This window comes from Gilliamella sp. Pra-s52 (assembly GCF_009795805.1).
In the GTDB taxonomy this organism is placed as follows: domain Bacteria; phylum Pseudomonadota; class Gammaproteobacteria; order Enterobacterales; family Orbaceae; genus Gilliamella.
The window spans coordinates 228,969-245,797 of sequence record NZ_WTEY01000001.1 but is presented as its reverse complement, the minus strand read 5'-3'; the positions used below and the strand labels follow the sequence as shown (position 1 = coordinate 245,797).

Below are 16,829 nucleotides of genomic sequence, written 5' to 3'. Positions count from 1 at the left end.
ATTAAAAAACATAATATTAGCTATTGACATAATTAAAAATATTTTACATATATTATATAAATAAGTTCCTGTTTAAGTACATGTACTTGAACAAACAAAATAATAACGAGGTAAAAAATATGGATGAAAAATATGATGATTACAATAAAAATTTAGAAAAATTACATAATGAAATCAATGAATTAGTAGAAAGAGAAAAAGAATATGAAGAACTTAAACAACATTTTAAATTTTGTAAAAAAGAACGTTTGGGATTCAATTTGAAATTTTTTAAAAAGATGGGTGGAGTAAAAAGGGGTTTAAACGCAAAAAGAAATCAATTGAATATAATTTACACTATAATTTTATTAGAAAGAAAAAAAGGTTTAAAAATAACTGCGTATTTTGCTAAAAAATTAATAAAAAATTTTTTTAATGTAAGTATAAAAAATGCTGAATTATTTAAGTATTTTAGTTGTAAAAATAACATTAAAATATGTAAAAATATGAATGTTAATACATATTGTAAAATTGATGAAATAAGTAATTTATATGAATATGCTACTTTAAAAATTGAAGATGATATATTTTTATTAAAAAATAAAAAAGAAAGTAGTAATAAAGAAGAAGTTAAAAAAGTAAACATTAAAAATATACAAAAAATAAGTATATAGCTTTGTTTAAGTACGTGTACTTAAACACGTGTAAGTAATAAAGCATTTAAAAGTGCTTTATTATTTGTATATTATATTTACTAATAATATATTAACTGCTATTATAAAAAATATTTATGTGTATACGATTTGTATATCAAAAAATATATACCTGCCTATCATATTGAATAAAATAATCTTTTTAAGGTAATTTGAAGTTCTTCGGGTGCGCCATTTCGGTTGAATCCCGATATAATTCTAGTATACTAAACTCACAAAATTTAATATCTAAATCAATCTACTTTTTGATTTATATGTTCTATTATCTATATTAGAATAACGACAAAGTAGAAAGATATACCCTAATTAATAATGGACATTATTTATGTTGGACCCGAATTTACTCCGAAATGAATTAGATCTTGTTGCTAAAAAATTAGCTCGTCGTGGATTTAAATTAGATGTTGAAACTATTCGTCATCTTGAAGAAAAACGTAAAGTATTACAAGTTGAAACCGAAAACCTACAAGCAGAACGAAATGCTCGTTCAAAAGCGATTGGTGAAGCAAAAGCACGAGGCGAAGACATTACCACTGTTCGTGAAGAAGTGAATAAACTTGGTGAAAAACTTAACAGCGCAAAAGCAGAGCTTGACATCTTACTAAACAAAATTAAAGACATTGCCTCAACCATCCCTAATATGCCTGATGACTCTGTCCCAGATGGTAAAGATGAAAATGACAATGTTGAAGTTTCTCGCTTTGGCACACCAAGAACATTTGATTTCCCTATTCAAGACCATGTCGCATTAGGTGAACGTTTTGGTGGTCTTGATTTTGCAGCTGGCGTAAAACTAACAGGTGCACGCTTTGTGGTGATGAAATCACAAATTGCACGCTTACATCGAGCAATCACTCAATTTATGTTAGATTTACACACCGAACAACACAGTTATGCCGAAATTTATGTACCGTACCTTGTCAATCAAGCGACACTATTTGGTACAGGGCAACTACCTAAGTTTGCTGGTGATTTGTTCCATACCAAGCCATTAGATGAAGAAGCAGAAAGCAGTAATTATGCTTTAATTCCAACTGCTGAAGTTCCTGTAACAAATCTAGTGCGTGACGAAATTCTTGATGAAAGTGTATTACCATTAAAAATGACAGCCCATACCCCATGCTTCCGTTCAGAAGCTGGATCTTATGGTAAAGATACTCGAGGCTTAATCCGCATGCATCAGTTTGATAAAGTAGAACTGGTACAAATCGTTAAACCAGAAGAATCAATGAAAGCACTAGAAGAGCTTACAGCGCATGCAGAAAAGGTACTACAGCTACTTGAACTTCCTTATCGTAAAATTGTACTTTGTACAGGGGATATGGGCTTTGGTTCATGTAAAACTTATGATCTTGAAGTATGGGTACCTGCGCAAAATACTTATCGTGAAATCTCGTCCTGTTCTAATATGTGGGATTTCCAAGCACGCAGAATGCAAGCTCGTTATCGCAATAAAGCAGATAACAAAACTTATTTAGTCCATACCCTAAACGGTTCAGGATTAGCTGTAGGGCGCACACTTGTCGCCATTATGGAAAACTACCAACAAGCAGATGGCACAATTAAAGTACCATCAGTTTTAGTTCCTTACATGAACGGCGTTGAAGTCATTGGCTAAGTGAAATCAGACCTATGTAGTTAATAGCGCTACTTATTAGTTAGCGCTATTTTTTTATTAACAAAAAAAGGGGGAAAAGAGATGATAAAAGGCATCACGCTTTTAATATTTTCATCATGCCTTTTTGCTTTGCTTTATTACTACCCTGTACTATTACAACCATTATCAGTTATCGATATTTTTTGCTGGCGACTATTAACCTCATTTCCGGCAATTATTGTATTGATTATCGTCCAAAAACAATGGTCAGCAATAACAGCCCTATTTATACGAATAAAACAGCAACCGCTTTATTTATTAGGATTGATGTTTTCTTCTTTTTTACTGACTATTCAAATGATGATTTTCATCTGGGCACCACTTAATGGACATGGACTATCGGCATCGCTAGGCTATTTTTTACTGCCATTAACCATGGTTATTTCAGGACAGATCTTTTACAAAGAAAAACTCAGTTTTTTACAAAAAATAGCCGTTGGGTTAGCTGCTTTAGGCGTAATAATCGAAATTGCAACCACAGGCGCATTTTCGTGGGAAACAGCCGTCATAGCTCTAGGATACCCCATCTACTTCATCACAAGGCGAAAATTGCAAATAGAAGGCATTGCGGGCACTTTTTCAGACTTCTTGTTTATCTTTATCGGTTGCCTTATTTACTTCTCGTTAAATTATAATGCGGACAAAATTATTGGAGATATTATTCATTTCCCTATTTATATTCCAATGTTAGGAATTATAACCGCCATTGCTTTTGCTATATACTTCTTCGCAAGACGTCTACTACCACTGGGATTATTTGGTTTACTCGGCTATGTAGAGCCCGTATTGTTAACCATTGTTTCAGTATTATTTTTGCATGAAACAGTGTCTCCTAAATACATTGCCTCATATGGACTAATTTGGCTATCTGTATGCGTACTCGCTTTAGAGGGGACTATTTTTGTTTTACGAGCAATAAAACGTAAACGAATACGATACTAAAAAATAGGCACCTTACCAAGTGCCTATTTATTCATTTATACGGTTTATTTACTAAAAGTCACATAATGACCATAACTTTCTAAAATAGATTGTATTTTATCAAGCGTTTCGCGTGGTGGAGCATCGACCCCTTCCAATTTATATGTATCACCGAGGGTATCCCACTTATAAGCACCTAATTTATGGTAAGGTAGCAACTCTACACGCTCAATATTATCCATACCTTCAATAAATTTACCTAACAAATGCGCGGAATTATCATCATCAGTCCAACCGGGAACGACAACATAACGGATCCATGTTCGTTTATTAATTTTATGCAAATGTTTAGCAAACTCAAGGACTCGCTTATTTGGCACACCAACTAATTTTTGATGAATTTCATCATTTACTTGTTTTAAGTCAAGCATAACCAAATCGGTCACAGCCAAAAGTTCATCAACTATATGGTCCAACTGTCTTGCATATCCATTGGTATCCAAACAAGTACTAATACCTTCTTGATGGCAAGCTTTAAACCATTCTGTCACAAACTCAGCCTGTAATGTTGCCTCACCGCCTGATGCGGTCACACCACCACCATTAGGCATAATAAAACTTTTGTAAGAAACGATTTCTTTCATCAGTTCATCAACGGTGACTTCACGCCCTGCTTTCACGTCCCAAGTATCCCGATTATGACAATACAAACAACGCATAAGACAACCTTGAAAGAAAACGATAAAACGAATCCCTGGACCATCAACAGTACCAAAAGATTCAAAAGAATGGATACGCCCTTTAATGGGCTGCTTTGTTGTCATAATAATATTTTGTTGTTCCATAGATACGCTCTAATCACTGCTCACATTGCTTTTGAATTTATTTTAGCTTAAATGATGTCTTTTATGCACCGATTGCATTAATCAGGCATCTCTTTCAACTTGTTTAATTATACAGAATAAATTCACATAATAATTAAATTATTATCACAATAACTATCATTAATTAAAAATGATAAAAAAATAGCGTCCATAAGGACGCCATTTATCAATAAAGTTAAAATAATTAAGTCGGGTAGTAACGACACATTCCTGTGTCGCCGCCCCCTAAGAACTGTACGAGCGAATTTCTCCGCATACAGCTCAAGCCTTCCTATTAACTTATTGCTAAGTCGGTTTCAATACCTCTAACTTCAGTGCATGAACTTTAGTATGGCAGACGGGGTGTAATAATACCCTGTTTTCCAGTTTATTATCTCCACCCTGTACACGGTATATAATATGATGGTCATGCCATCCCGTCTCTTTTGTGATAGGGAGATGACATAGTCCACAACGCCCTTTTTGTTCCTTATACAACCTTTGCCATTGACTTCTGTGCGAATAATCTTCGCACATCCGTTTTTGGTATAACGTTTCGCCGTATAATTCCCATTCAGGTAAAAACGGGTTGTATTCCGATTTTACCTTAACATGACGTTTAATCTCTGTCCTACTGCAAATCAGTAATTCAGTCCATATTTTCTCGCCGTGCCGATTCGTTGTCTGTGTCCCGAATATCCAGTCTCTGCTTTGTATCTTTGTAAAGTATTTCTCTTTAACAAATCGTTTCCGCCTGTTACCGTGTCTTCGACAGCACCATTTCCAAATCGCTTTCCAGATTAAATGGTCTACTTTACTGTACGTTTTTTTAGCGACAATGCTACGGTGATAGTTAGCTCATCCCCTTAACATTGGATTTAATTTTGCTATAAGTATGTCCTGCTTAACCATTTTCATTTTGCTTATCGTTTCTTTTACCTTGCGATAGAATGCTTTCACATTCTTTTTACTCGGTTTAATCAACAATTTGCCCTTAAATGATTTCACCGTCCACCCTAAGAAATCAAACCCTTGTTCGATATTAATAACCCGTGTTTTCCTTTCCGATAAGGTTAAGCCCCTTTCTTTCAGAAATTCCCGAATTCTTGGTACTACTTCATTTTCAAGTAACTCTTTCGAACTCCCTGAGATAATAAAGTCGTCCGCATATCGAACCATGTACACCTTATTAGCACGTCGTTGCCTGTTCCCAATGACACCAAAGTGTTGGGTTAATAGCGCCTCCATGCCATCCAGTGCCATATTCGCTAAAGTCGGAGAGATGATGCCCCCTTGCGGTGTGCCTTCTTCCGTCCGCTTGACCTGTCCCATGTCCACAACGCCCGATTTTAACCATTTTGCTAATATCCGCTTATTCATCGGAATATTGGCTATTAACCAATCATGGCTAATATGGTCAAAACAACCCTGTATATCCGCATCCAATACCCATTGCGCCGTTTGTCTCATTTGACTCCCTTTGCGTGAGAATATCTTATGCACGTGGCTTATCGCATCCGCCGTTGAACGATTGATTCGAAAACCATACGAGTTTTTATCTGCCGTCGTTTCTGCAACAGGCTGTAAAGCAAATAAGTACAGCGCTTGCATTGCTCTGTCTTTCATGGTCGGAATGCCCAAAGGACGCTTCTTTCCGTCAGACTTGGGAATATAAACTCGCCTTAATGGCATGGGTTTATATCCTTTACTTGTCAGCGTTGCAATGGCTTTCCATTTACTCATTGGTGTTGACCATGTTACTTTGTCAACCCCTGCCGTTCTTTTACCTCTGTTTTCTGTCACTCTCCGCACCGCTAATTGCTTAGCATACGTTGAGCGTGTCAGTAACCGTTGTAAGCGTTTAACCTTACGGTAGTCACCTTCAATTGTTGCCTTCGCAATCCGTACCTGCAACCCTTTAACATGCTTTGTTGCTTTGACCCAATCAATCTTGTGCCATAGCTCATTCATGTCAGGAGTCGCTGGAGCTGGACTACTTTTAACTTTTTCGTTAAACTTAGAGTACTCTTTCATACTTACTCCTGTAGTAACAGAAATAAGCAGAAATCTACTTGGTTGTTTGTGAATAATTTCTTCGCCTCGTGAAAAGAAGAAGAATTATTCAATATTCCAAATAAATTCTACTTCTCTGTCACATGGTGAATTGTTAGAGTAGGGAAATGGGCTTGTTTTCACTTGCCTATTTCCTTTCCTCACCCAATCATTCCCGAAGAAATGACCACAAAAGGATTTGCCAACATCTTGCGATGAAAGACCAGTTAGAAGTCTGCACCCTTTCGGGTTAGGTCATGTTTCATACCCTATATCAGCCATTACAGCCAATCATTCGCTTTCTCTAACCTCCCTTACCTGCACCCCCATCAGTATCGCTTGCGCTCTACCTGCCCTAGGGCGGAAATACAGGCTTACCAAGTTCCATTATTATCACACAAATAGTTAAGATGCTGTCTGTTCGCCGATAGTGTTATGATGACGTATCCCCAATTTAGAGAAGGATATCCCACTATGTACCTTTTGGTTAGAGCTTGTCAGTAGCTTAAGCTCTTTACAATTCACGACGTTTATCAACAGTTCACTTACGTTCATCTTTCTATTTAGCCTAGCCCCTCATGGCATGCTACTTGCCACTACTTAATGTTACCTCACGGTATGCATTAACCTTGCTACTCCTCAAGGGGGTACATTGTCAGGAAGCTCCGCACCAGACCGTTGCCAGTCTCGCACTATCCCTAGGCTACTGTTAGTCATATAACAGGTTGACTCGCACTTTCACCTAATTTATAAGCAATTGTACTTCAACAATGATAATAACAGCTTATGCACTTATAACTTCACAATAGGTCAATTCTAGCTTAAACTATACGCTGATGGGTTCTTTCGTTTCCTTGGTCGATTCAATAAATTCTTATTGAACTCCTTGGAATCTTCCAGAATATCAGATATGATTAATTGAATTGTCCAAAGACTAGTTCTTTAAAGTGTGAGAGTTGTCTCCCATGGACTTTAATATATTCTTTACCGAGTACAGGTTATACAATATCCTTTCGGACATGTATAACGCCCTACTCGGATATTGTGAGGGTGGCTAATTAAAGTTATTCACCTTAATCAACCCACCTAACTTTTGATTAAAAATCAAAGAGTTAGGCACCATAAGTGCGCTCTTGTCGCACCTAAATAGACTGTGTAAATGTACGACTAATTACGTCTTTTTGTTGCTCTTTAGTTAAAGAGTTAAAACGTACTGCATATCCAGAAACACGAATGGTTAATTGCGGATATTTTTCAGGGTGTTCCATTGCATCTAATAATGTTTCACGATTTAACACATTAACATTTAGATGTTGGCCACCTTCAATTGTCGCTTCGTGATGGAAGTAACCATCCATTAAACCAGCTAAATTACGTTTACGCACATCATCATCTTTACCTAACGCATTTGGAACGATAGAGAAAGTATATGAAATACCATCTTTAGCGTAAGCAAATGGTAGTTTTGCAACAGATGTTAATGACGCAACTGCACCTTTTTGGTCACGACCGTGCATTGGGTTAGCACCTGGTCCAAATGGTGCACCGGCACGACGTCCATCAGGTGTATTACCTGTTTTCTTACCGTATACAACATTTGATGTAATAGTAAGTACTGATTGAGTAGGGATAGCATTACGATAAGTTTTAAGTTTTTGAATTTTCTTCATAAAACGTTCAACTAAATCAACAGCAATATCATCAACTCGTGGATCATTGTTACCGAATTGTGGATATTCACCTTCGATTTCAAAGTCAGTAGCTAAACCATCTTCATCACGAATGGTTTTCACTTTTGCATATTTAATTGCAGAAAGTGAGTCAGCAGCAACAGAAAGACCTGCAATACCACATGCCATAGTACGAATAACATCACGATCATGTAATGCCATTAATGACGCTTCGTAGCTATATTTATCATGCATATAGTGAATAGCATTTAATGCAGTTACATATTGTTTTGCTAACCAATCCATAAAGTGATCTAAACGAGCAAACACTGTATCAAAATCTAAATATTCATCAGTGATTGGGTCTTCTTTAGGGCCTACTTGCATTTTTAATTTTTCATCAACACCACCATTGATTGCATATAGAAGTGTTTTAGCAAGGTTAGCACGCGCACCAAAGAATTGCATTTGTTTACCAACGATCATTGGGCTTACACAACATGCGATAGCGTAGTCATCGTTGTTAAAGTCTGGACGCATTAAATCATCGTTTTCATATTGTAATGATGAAGTATCGATTGATACTTTTGATGCGAACTCTTTAAATCCACTTGGTAACTGTTCAGACCAAAGGATAGTCATATTCGGTTCTGGTGAAGGACCCATTGTATATAAAGTATTTAAGAAACGGAAAGAAGTCTTAGTTACTAATGTACGGCCATCAACACCCATACCTGCGATAGATTCAGTTGCCCAAATTGGATCGCCTGAGAATAACTCATCATATTCAGGAGTACGTAAGAAACGAACCATACGTAGTTTCATCACGAAATGGTCAACAATTTCTTGTGCGTCTTTTTCAGTGATTAAACCTGCAGCAAGATCACGTTGGAAATAGATATCAAAGAAAGTTGAAGTACGACCTAAAGACATTGCCGCACCATTTTGTGATTTAACCGCAGCTAAATAACCAAAATATGTCCATTGAACAGCTTCTTGTGCAGTTTTTGCTGGTCCAGAAATATCAAAGCCATATTTAGCAGCCATTTCTTTAATTTGACCAAGCGCACGATGTTGTTCAGCGATTTCTTCACGACGTTGCATAGTCATAGTTAAATCAACGCCATTTTCAAAATCAGCTTGTAAAGAAGTGAATTGTGCAAATTTGTCTTGCATCAAATAGTCAATACCGTAAAGTGCCACACGACGGTAATCACCAATGATACGACCACGACCGTAAGCATCAGGAAGACCAGTGATAACACCAGATTTACGACAACGAAGGATATCAGGAGTATAGATATCGAAAACACCTTGGTTGTGAGTTTTACGATATTCAGTGAAGATTTTTTTGACTAAAGGATCAAGTGTTCTGTTATAAGCTTTACAAGAATTCTCGATCATTTTGATACCACCAAACGGGATAATCGCACGTTTTAGTGGTTTTTCAGTTTGTAAACCAACAATTTTTTCTAAATCTTTTTCGATATAACCTGCATCATGAGCAGTAATTGTCGAAATAACACTTGTATCAAAATCCACAGGAGCATGGGTAGCATTTTCAATTTTAATGCCTTCCATTACTTTATCCCATAACTTAGTAGTAGCTTCTGTTGCGCCAGCTAAGAAAGACTCATCGCCCTCATATGGCGTGTAGTTCTTTTGAATAAAATCGCGGACATTGACATTACTTTGCCAATCACCATCTTTAAATCCTTTCCAAGCAGCTGCTTGTACTTCGTTTAAATTACTCATAATTTTCACCTCAGGTTTACAAAAATATCTATTTACCCTCTTACATATTAGGGCAAATATTATAAAATCAATGTGGCTTACGTAAATATAAAGCCCAATAAGGTAGCGCAACTGCTAAACCACCTAAAATATTCCCGATTGTAACTGGAATTAAATTGTTAAATATAAAATGTTCAACAGTTAGTGATTTAAATGTATCTGGCGCTACGCCAACAGCTTGCCAAAATTCAGGGGAAGCAAAATTATTAATCACAATACCCATCGGGATCATAAACATATTTGCAATGCTATGCTCAAATCCACTAGCAACAAACATAGCGACAGGAAGAACCATGATTAACATCTTATCAAGTAAGCTACGACCAGCATAACTTAACCATGCAGCCAAACAAACCATTAAGTTAGCTAAAAAACCAAGGAATACAGCTTCAATAAAAGTATGATGCAACTTATGATCAGCAGTTTGCAATACATTCAATCCCCACTGCCCGTTAGCTACCATATACTGACCTGACATCCAAATAATCGTTACAAACAGTATAGCACCAATAAAGTTACCAACATAGACTAAAATCCAATTACGGAACATTTTTAACCAACTTACTCTATGCGTCATTCTTGGTAAGATAGTCAATACTGTTGAAGTAAAAAGATCAGCGCCACAACAAACAACTAACATTAATCCTAATGAAAAGCAGATACCACCAACTAATTTGGCTAAACCAAACGCAACGGTTGCAGTGCCAGTTGTAACGGTAATATAAAAAACAAAAGCAATAGAGATAAAAACACCAGCAAGAATTGCAGATAAAATTGTGCTACATGGGTGTTTATTTACTTTGTAGTTGCCAATGTCTTCGGCAATTTGTGTCATTTGTGCGGGGGAATAGGAATCCACAAGTTTATCAGTACTCAAACTAACATCCTCAAAAAAACTAGGGTTTTATGAGACGCATAGTATACTCAAAATTTGAAGCAGATCACGTTTTTTTTATTAAAAAAAACGCTAAAAGTAAAAATTTATTGTTTATTTAAGTAATTACCGATAACAGAGCTTTTAAAGCAAATATTTGTTTTTATAAAAAAACATCAAATAAAAAACTCAATAAAATCAATACCTTTCCTGACCGATTTTTTTGTGGAAAATAACCGCTTTTTTGTTGGCGAATAGAATGGATTGGTGCGGTGGTTTTGGATGCTTTGCTTTGGGGAAATAAAATAACAACAGTGACCAAGTTTGAGTTAGGGAATTAAAGTGAATTCCCTGACAATCCAAGCTTTAAGTGTTTTTTGTAAATTGCTTTTTTATTAAAAAGCAATGCAATTATCACTAAAAATCGATCAAAAAATATTGATTTTATTGAGGTTTTTTGCTGTTTTTTAATGAGATCATATTATTTTTTATTTAAAAAAACACCCCACTTTCCATAAAGTATAAAAAGTGGGGTATTTATATGCCATTTATTTGTTATCTAAAATTCGACTTACTTTCACTAAATAATTACGTGATTCTTGCGCAACATGCGAAGTCACAAGCTTTCGATATACTTGCTGCGGTGTCATTGAGTTGATAATGTTAATAGCTTCGTTGCGATCGTTTGAAAACGTACGCAACACGCTACCTACCCCGCCGTTATATGAGGTAATCATAGCGTATCTTAGCGAAATAGGGTTGTTAATTCCTGCTAAGTATTTTGTTTTTAATAATGATAGGTACGCTGTACCCATATCAACATTGTTACGAGGATCTAGCAAAAACTTTCGACTTGGTTCGCCTGATTTACCTCGTAATTTAAAAATATCACGCCCTGCCGTATGTTGTTGTACTTGCATTAGTCCAAGTGCATCAGTGCGGCTAACCGCATAAGGGTTGAATGCGGATTCAACTTCCATAATGGCAAGTATTAAGCGTTCATCAATAAAATAGCGGTTTGATGCTTCAGTAACCAGTGGTAAGAATTTTTTTGCACGCTGATTTATGTGGTTAGGAACAAGTTTAATTTCGACATAGGCAATTTTATGTGGACCAGAGGTGCGAATTTTTAGGTTGTTGGCAAGAACATAATCAGCAAAGCTGTTGGCTCGACCGCTCCAGCGGATTGGTTGGAGCTCTTGGTCGAGTACCTGATTGTATAAAAATGGGTCTTTAGATAAGTCTTGGCTGATTTTGTCATGACGTATAATGTCTACTGGTTCTGACATAAGCAATGTTGAAACAATTGCTTCTTTTAAATTTTCTATTGGTGATTCAGCCATGGTTTCAATGGTTATAATACCTGAAACAAAATTAATATGGACACGGGTTTTTAGGTTATCTTCATATTGAACATAATCTTTAGGACCAGCAATAAGCACTTCTTTAGGCCCCCAAATTTGTTCGATGTTGTTAGCATATTGGCTAATTAAGATATTGAATGCGTTGGTATCTTTGACGTAATAATCTTCATCTTCTTTGTGCGAATTGCGGCTTGGGCAGCCCGCTAACAGGCTGACTGCAATAATTAATGCAATGAGTTTTTTATTGTTTTTCATTTTTTATCTCAATGTTGAGGTTTATATCCATCAATAACAATATCTTCACCTTCAAATAAAAATTTGACCATTTCTATTTCAATTTTTTTGCGGTGTTCAGGATTCATCATATTCAATTTATTTTCGTTAATTAACATCGTTTGCTTTTTAAGCCACTCCTGCCATGCTTGTTTTGATATTTCATTAAAAATACGTTTGCCAAGCTCCCCAGGATAAAGCTGGAAATCTAAACCATCCGCTTCTTTTTTTAAATAATGGCAATAAATAACACGACTCATTTTTATCTCTTTTTTAAGTACAATTAACGAACAGGTGCTGATTATACCTGAAAATAATTAGAGATAAGAAGAAAATTATCGAATAAGTTTGCAAATTGAAATTACTTTTACAAGTGAATATTAATTTAAAATAAATGAATAATTATTTACTTTACACTGCGGTTAATTTGCTTAAAATAACATGAAATTATCATTAAAAATAAATAAGGATTAAACAATGCCAGCAAAAATCACTCGTGAACTTTTTGATCAAGTTATTTTACCTGTTTATGCACCAGCTCAATTTATTCCTGTTAAAGGTCAAGGTAGTCGTGTTTGGGACCAGCATGGTGAAGAATATATTGATTTTGCGGGTGGTATTGCAGTTAATGCGCTTGGTCATTGTCATCCACGATTAGTGAAAGCTTTGCAAGAACAAAGCGAAAAACTGTGGCATGTTAGTAATGTGTTTACTAATGAGCCAGCTTTAAATTTGGCGCAAAAATTGATTGATAATACCTTTGCTGATCGCGTTTTTTTTGCTAATTCAGGAGCTGAAGCAAATGAAGCGGCATTTAAACTGGCTCGATATTATGCTATCCAAAAACACAGTCCTTATAAAACTAAAATTATTGCCTTTTATCAGTCGTTCCATGGTCGTACATTTTTTACGGTTTCAGTGGGTGGGCAAGCCAAATATTCTGATGGTTTTGGTCCCAAACCTGCTGATATTATTCACGTTCCTTTTAATGATCTTGATGCTGTTAAAGCGGTAATCGATGACCATACTTGTGCTGTTGTGTTAGAGCCGGTTCAAGGTGAAGGTGGGTTAACCTCAGCAACGCCTGAATTTTTGCAAGGTGTGCGTGAGCTTTGTGATGAATATAAAGCCTTATTGGTATTTGATGAGGTGCAATGCGGAATGGGTAGAACAGGCAGTTTATATACTTATCAACAATATGGTGTCATGCCTGATATTTTGACCTCGGCTAAAGCTTTGGGGGGGGGGGTTCCAATTAGTGCAATGTTAACCACAAATGACATTGCTTCAGTTATGCACCCTGGCGTGCATGGCACTACTTACGGTGGCAATCCTCTTGCCTGTGCTGTAGCTTGTGAGGCTTTCGATATCATTAATTCTGCCGAAGTGCTTGAGGGTGTGCAAAAGCGACGCGCTATTTTTATTGAAAAACTAGAAGAAATTAATGATAAATTTAAGTTGTTTCGGGAATATCGCGGTAAAGGGTTGCTGCTAGGTGCTGAGTTACAACCTGAGTTTCATAATAAAGCCCGAGAGCTTTTAAATGTTGCTACTGAATTTAAGGTGATGATTTTAAATGCCGGCCCAAATGTATTGCGGTTTACTCCGTCGTTGATAATATCCGAAGACGAAATTGAAGAAGGCATGAAGCGATTAACAAAAGCGGTTGAAAAAGTTGTCAATAGTTGAGTTTTTCTATACAGTAACGACATTTTAATCAATTAAGCACAGTTAATGTGCTTAAAGGATACTTTTTATGACAAATATTCGACCATTAAATTACGCAAAAACACATTTTATTTTAAGTGCACCTGATATTTCTCATTTACCGAGCGATAATGGGGTTGAAGTTGCCTTTGCTGGCAGATCTAATGCTGGCAAATCTAGTGCACTGAATACATTGACCAATCAAAAGGCATTAGCAAGAACCAGTAAAACACCGGGAAGAACACAATTAATCAATTTATTTCAAGTGGAAGAAAATTGTCGCTTAGTTGATTTGCCCGGTTATGGCTATGCACAAGTTCCCGAGGCAATAAAACGCAAATGGCAAAAATCATTAGGAGAATATCTTCAAAAACGTGAAAGCTTAAAAGGTTTGGTTGTATTAATGGATATAAGACATCCTTTAAAAGACTTAGATCAACAAATGATTGAATGGGCGGTTTCAGTAGATATTCCTGTTATGTTACTACTCACAAAGGCCGATAAATTAGCTTCTGGTGCACAAAAAAAACAAGTTAACATGGTTAAAGAAGCCATTTTACCTTTTCAAGGTGATATTACTGTGGCTCCTTTTTCATCGCCTAAACGTATGGGTTTAGAGCCTTTAAAACAAAAGTTAGATGAATGGTTTAGCCAACAATGAAGCCTGTAATTGATAATGCTGCTTTTTCATTCCATGCTTTATCGCCCGAGTTAATTTTTGAGAGTTTGTTGTCAATCGGCATTCGTATTGATTCAGGTCTGACTGCTTTAAATAGTTATGAGAACCGAGTTTATCAATTCCATGATGAGGATCGCATTCGTTATGTTGTAAAATTTTATCGACCTTATCGTTGGAGTAATGAGCAAATTATTGAAGAACACCAGTTTACTAAACAATTAGCTGATGCTGAGATTCCTGTTGTTGTCCCTTTGACAATTAACAATACCACGCTACATGAACATGAAGGCTACCGATTTGCCCTATTTCCTAGTGTTGGTGGGCGACAATACGAAGTAGATAATCTGGAGCAGATGGAATCAGTTGCAATGTTGCTTGGGCGTATTCATCAAATTGGTGCAAGCAAGCCCTTTTTACATCGACCAACTATCGGATTAGAAGAATATCTTTATTATCCCCAAGAAATAATATTATCGTGTCATTTTATTCCCCAAAAAGTACAATCTGATCTGAAAACAATTTTAGCGCAATTAATTAAAACCGTTGAACACGATTGGCATAATGATTGGCAACCTATCCGTCTACATGCTGATTACCATGCAGGTAATATTTTATGGCGAGATGGTGCAACGTTTGTTGATTTTGATGATGCCCGTAATGGCCCCGCTATTCAAGATTTGTGGATGCTGCTTTATGGCAATCAACACGAACAACGTATACAGTTAGATATGCTAATTGAGATGTACCAAGATTTTTTTGACTTTGATATAGATCAGCTGAGTTTAATTGAGCCATTAAGAGCGATGAGAATGGTGCACCATTTAGCATGGATTATTGCCCGCTGGCAAGACCCGGCTTTTCCTATCGCTTTTCCGTGGATAACAGATGAAGACTTTTGGCGACAACAATTATCGGAATTTAAGCAGCAAATTGAAGCAATCAAAGCACCATCGATAAAATTAATGTCAATAATGTAAGTATTAACAATATGATTAATTGATTAATTTTAATAATTCATCAAAAATGGGGCGACTTTTGACTAATGCTTCTTTTTTGGGTTTAGAAAATTGTTTTATTTGATACTCAAGCTTGAGTGCTAGCGATTTGTCTCCAATCAAGACTTGATACACAATTGTCAAATCCCTATGCCCTTTTAAACATTTAGCACCTTTACCATTTTGATGTTGTTGTAAACGCCTAGCAACATCCGTGGTAATGCCAGTGTATAACGATTGATTTGCTGTTCTGATAATATATAAAAACCATTTAGGCGTTTTATTAGACATAAATAGCCAAAAGATATAAAGCGAATAATTTCATCATAATATCATTTTTATTGTCTAATCAGTATTTTCAATTTTATAGCGATATTATTTAACGATACTACCTTGTTAACCATTACTGTTTCATTTACTTTAATGCTGATAATGTTTAAGATAAACCCACTTTTTTTGATGTACTTTGGGATAATAAAATTTGAACAATTTTGCAAAAATTATTGAAGTCGAACGTGGAGATATGAAGTTCGCTTATGTACAAAATGATGAAATAAATTATCTAGACCTGTTTGACCAATTTTTGGCTGAAGAAGGGCATCATGAATTGCTCGACCCAAGCGATAAATTAGAACGATATACTTATTTAATCAATCACAATCAAACCAAATTTATTTTTAAAATTGATGGTGGGGTTGAGCACCGTTTAGAACGCAAACTTATTGCCAAAATAACTGGCGATTTTTATTTTAATTTAATTCGTAAACTGGCAAAAATATCACTTGATAAATGTGATATTGCTTATGAACTTTATTTGGTTGCTTTCGATAAGAGAACCAAACGTCATTATATGATATTTAATTTTATTGAAGGTCGCTCCCTAAAAAGGGAAGAGATGAGAGAGTATGGAGAGCAAGTCAAAAACTGTCTTGAAAAACTGCATAGCTATAATTTAGTATCTAATGATGTGCATGGTGGTAATTTTATTTTAACACCAGATGGAAAAATTAAAGCTATAGATTTAACTAACTCTGGTTTTATTTGGTTAACCAAGGCCAATGATGCGATTGAATCGCAAGAACGTTTTGGTATCAAAATTAAGGTTCCTTTTTTGGCAATGGCAATTAAGAAGTTTACTCATGGATTTAAACGGTTATCTCGTAAGATCCGCGGTAAAGAAGATTAACGATATTCCTATTAAGGATAACTCTGGTTAAATTGATATTCGTCATTTTTTAAACACCAACTGAGCAATTAGTAAAAGATAAAATTAATCAGGCTTAAAAAG

At 35.8% G+C, this 16,829-nt stretch carries 13 protein-coding genes and 1 pseudogene; 7 read left to right on the top strand and 7 right to left on the bottom strand.

Annotated elements, in window-relative coordinates; translation table 11 throughout:
* Positions 1-119: 119 nt before the first annotated feature.
* The 3 genes from GQ594_RS01135 to rarD all read left to right on the top strand — a co-directional run bounded on the left by GQ594_RS01135 (position 120) and on the right by rarD (position 3,291).
* Positions 120-653 carry a hypothetical protein gene (locus tag GQ594_RS01135; protein ID WP_160411087.1) on the top strand — a complete coding sequence of 178 codons (534 nt, stop codon included), beginning with the start codon at positions 120-122 and terminating at the stop codon, positions 651-653.
* 364 nt (positions 654-1,017) lie between these two features.
* Positions 1,018-2,310 (top strand): serine--tRNA ligase, encoded by a 1,293-nt coding sequence (serS, locus tag GQ594_RS01130; protein WP_160411086.1) that lies wholly within the window; start codon positions 1,018-1,020, stop codon positions 2,308-2,310.
* A gap of 81 nt (positions 2,311-2,391) precedes the next feature.
* A complete protein-coding gene (gene rarD, locus GQ594_RS01125) occupies positions 2,392-3,291 on the top strand; it encodes an EamA family transporter RarD (RefSeq protein WP_160411085.1) in 900 nt (299 codons plus the stop codon).
* A 44-nt stretch (positions 3,292-3,335) separates the two neighbouring features.
* Here rarD and pflA read toward each other — a convergent pair whose 3' ends face one another.
* The 6 genes and pseudogenes from pflA to GQ594_RS01095 form a co-directional block, all read right to left on the bottom strand.
* Positions 3,336-4,115, bottom strand: coding sequence for a pyruvate formate lyase 1-activating protein (pflA, locus tag GQ594_RS01120; protein ID WP_237398396.1), 780 nt, complete (start codon positions 4,113-4,115; stop codon positions 3,336-3,338).
* Between the two features lie 324 nt (positions 4,116-4,439).
* Positions 4,440-6,104: pseudogene (gene ltrA, locus GQ594_RS01115) on the bottom strand (group II intron reverse transcriptase/maturase).
* Between the two features lie 1,223 nt (positions 6,105-7,327).
* Positions 7,328-9,610, bottom strand: coding sequence for a formate C-acetyltransferase (pflB, locus tag GQ594_RS01110; RefSeq protein ID WP_160401321.1), 2,283 nt, complete (start codon positions 9,608-9,610; stop codon positions 7,328-7,330).
* Between the two features lie 67 nt (positions 9,611-9,677).
* Entirely contained in the window at positions 9,678-10,526 is an 849-nt protein-coding gene (gene focA, locus GQ594_RS01105; protein ID WP_237398448.1) for a formate transporter FocA, read from the bottom strand.
* A 545-nt stretch (positions 10,527-11,071) separates the two neighbouring features.
* Positions 11,072-12,142, bottom strand: a complete 1,071-nt coding sequence (gene mltC, locus GQ594_RS01100) for a membrane-bound lytic murein transglycosylase MltC (protein ID WP_160411084.1) — start codon at positions 12,140-12,142, stop codon at positions 11,072-11,074.
* An 8-nt stretch (positions 12,143-12,150) separates the two neighbouring features.
* Positions 12,151-12,420, bottom strand: a complete 270-nt coding sequence (locus GQ594_RS01095; protein ID WP_160400628.1) for an oxidative damage protection protein — start codon at positions 12,418-12,420, stop codon at positions 12,151-12,153.
* A 217-nt stretch (positions 12,421-12,637) separates the two neighbouring features.
* Between GQ594_RS01095 and argD the strand changes: the two genes are divergently transcribed.
* The 3 genes from argD to GQ594_RS01080 all read left to right on the top strand — a co-directional run bounded on the left by argD (position 12,638) and on the right by GQ594_RS01080 (position 15,523).
* A complete protein-coding gene (gene argD / locus GQ594_RS01090; protein WP_160411083.1) occupies positions 12,638-13,849 on the top strand; it encodes a bifunctional acetylornithine/succinyldiaminopimelate transaminase in 1,212 nt (403 codons plus the stop codon).
* Positions 13,850-13,916: 67 nt separating this feature from the next.
* Complete coding sequence (gene yihA / locus GQ594_RS01085; protein WP_160411082.1) at positions 13,917-14,528, top strand: ribosome biogenesis GTP-binding protein YihA/YsxC; 612 nt, start codon at positions 13,917-13,919, stop codon at positions 14,526-14,528.
* A gap of 8 nt (positions 14,529-14,536) precedes the next feature.
* The gene (locus tag GQ594_RS01080; protein ID WP_160411265.1) at positions 14,537-15,523 is read left to right on the top strand and encodes a serine/threonine protein kinase; all 987 of its coding nucleotides are present in this window, start codon (positions 14,537-14,539) and stop codon (positions 15,521-15,523) included.
* A gap of 15 nt (positions 15,524-15,538) precedes the next feature.
* Here GQ594_RS01080 and GQ594_RS01075 read toward each other — a convergent pair whose 3' ends face one another.
* Positions 15,539-15,832 carry a GIY-YIG nuclease family protein gene (locus GQ594_RS01075; RefSeq protein ID WP_160400625.1) on the bottom strand — a complete coding sequence of 98 codons (294 nt, stop codon included), beginning with the start codon at positions 15,830-15,832 and terminating at the stop codon, positions 15,539-15,541.
* Positions 15,833-16,022: 190 nt separating this feature from the next.
* On the opposite strand from GQ594_RS01075, the gene GQ594_RS01070 reads away from it, so the two are divergent.
* Entirely contained in the window at positions 16,023-16,727 is a 705-nt protein-coding gene (locus GQ594_RS01070; protein ID WP_160411081.1) for a lipopolysaccharide core heptose(II) kinase RfaY, read from the top strand.
* The last annotated feature ends 102 nt before the right edge of the window (positions 16,728-16,829 follow it).

Excerpts from the sequence above, each read along its gene's own strand:
- GQ594_RS01135 (WP_160411087.1), top strand. The coding sequence starts at position 120 with ATGGATGAAAAATATGATGATTACAATAAAAATTTAGAAAAATTACAT.
- serS (WP_160411086.1), top strand. The coding sequence starts at position 1,018 with ATGTTGGACCCGAATTTACTCCGAAATGAATTAGATCTTGTTGCTAAA.
- rarD (WP_160411085.1), top strand. The coding sequence starts at position 2,392 with ATGATAAAAGGCATCACGCTTTTAATATTTTCATCATGCCTTTTTGCT.
- pflA (WP_237398396.1), bottom strand. The coding sequence starts at position 4,115 with ATGGAACAACAAAATATTATTATGACAACAAAGCAGCCCATTAAAGGG.
- pflB (WP_160401321.1), bottom strand. The coding sequence starts at position 9,610 with ATGAGTAATTTAAACGAAGTACAAGCAGCTGCTTGGAAAGGATTTAAA.
- mltC (WP_160411084.1), bottom strand. The coding sequence starts at position 12,142 with ATGAAAAACAATAAAAAACTCATTGCATTAATTATTGCAGTCAGCCTG.
- GQ594_RS01095 (WP_160400628.1), bottom strand. The coding sequence starts at position 12,420 with ATGAGTCGTGTTATTTATTGCCATTATTTAAAAAAAGAAGCGGATGGT.
- argD (WP_160411083.1), top strand. The coding sequence starts at position 12,638 with ATGCCAGCAAAAATCACTCGTGAACTTTTTGATCAAGTTATTTTACCT.
- yihA (WP_160411082.1), top strand. The coding sequence starts at position 13,917 with ATGACAAATATTCGACCATTAAATTACGCAAAAACACATTTTATTTTA.
- GQ594_RS01075 (WP_160400625.1), bottom strand. The coding sequence starts at position 15,832 with ATGTCTAATAAAACGCCTAAATGGTTTTTATATATTATCAGAACAGCA.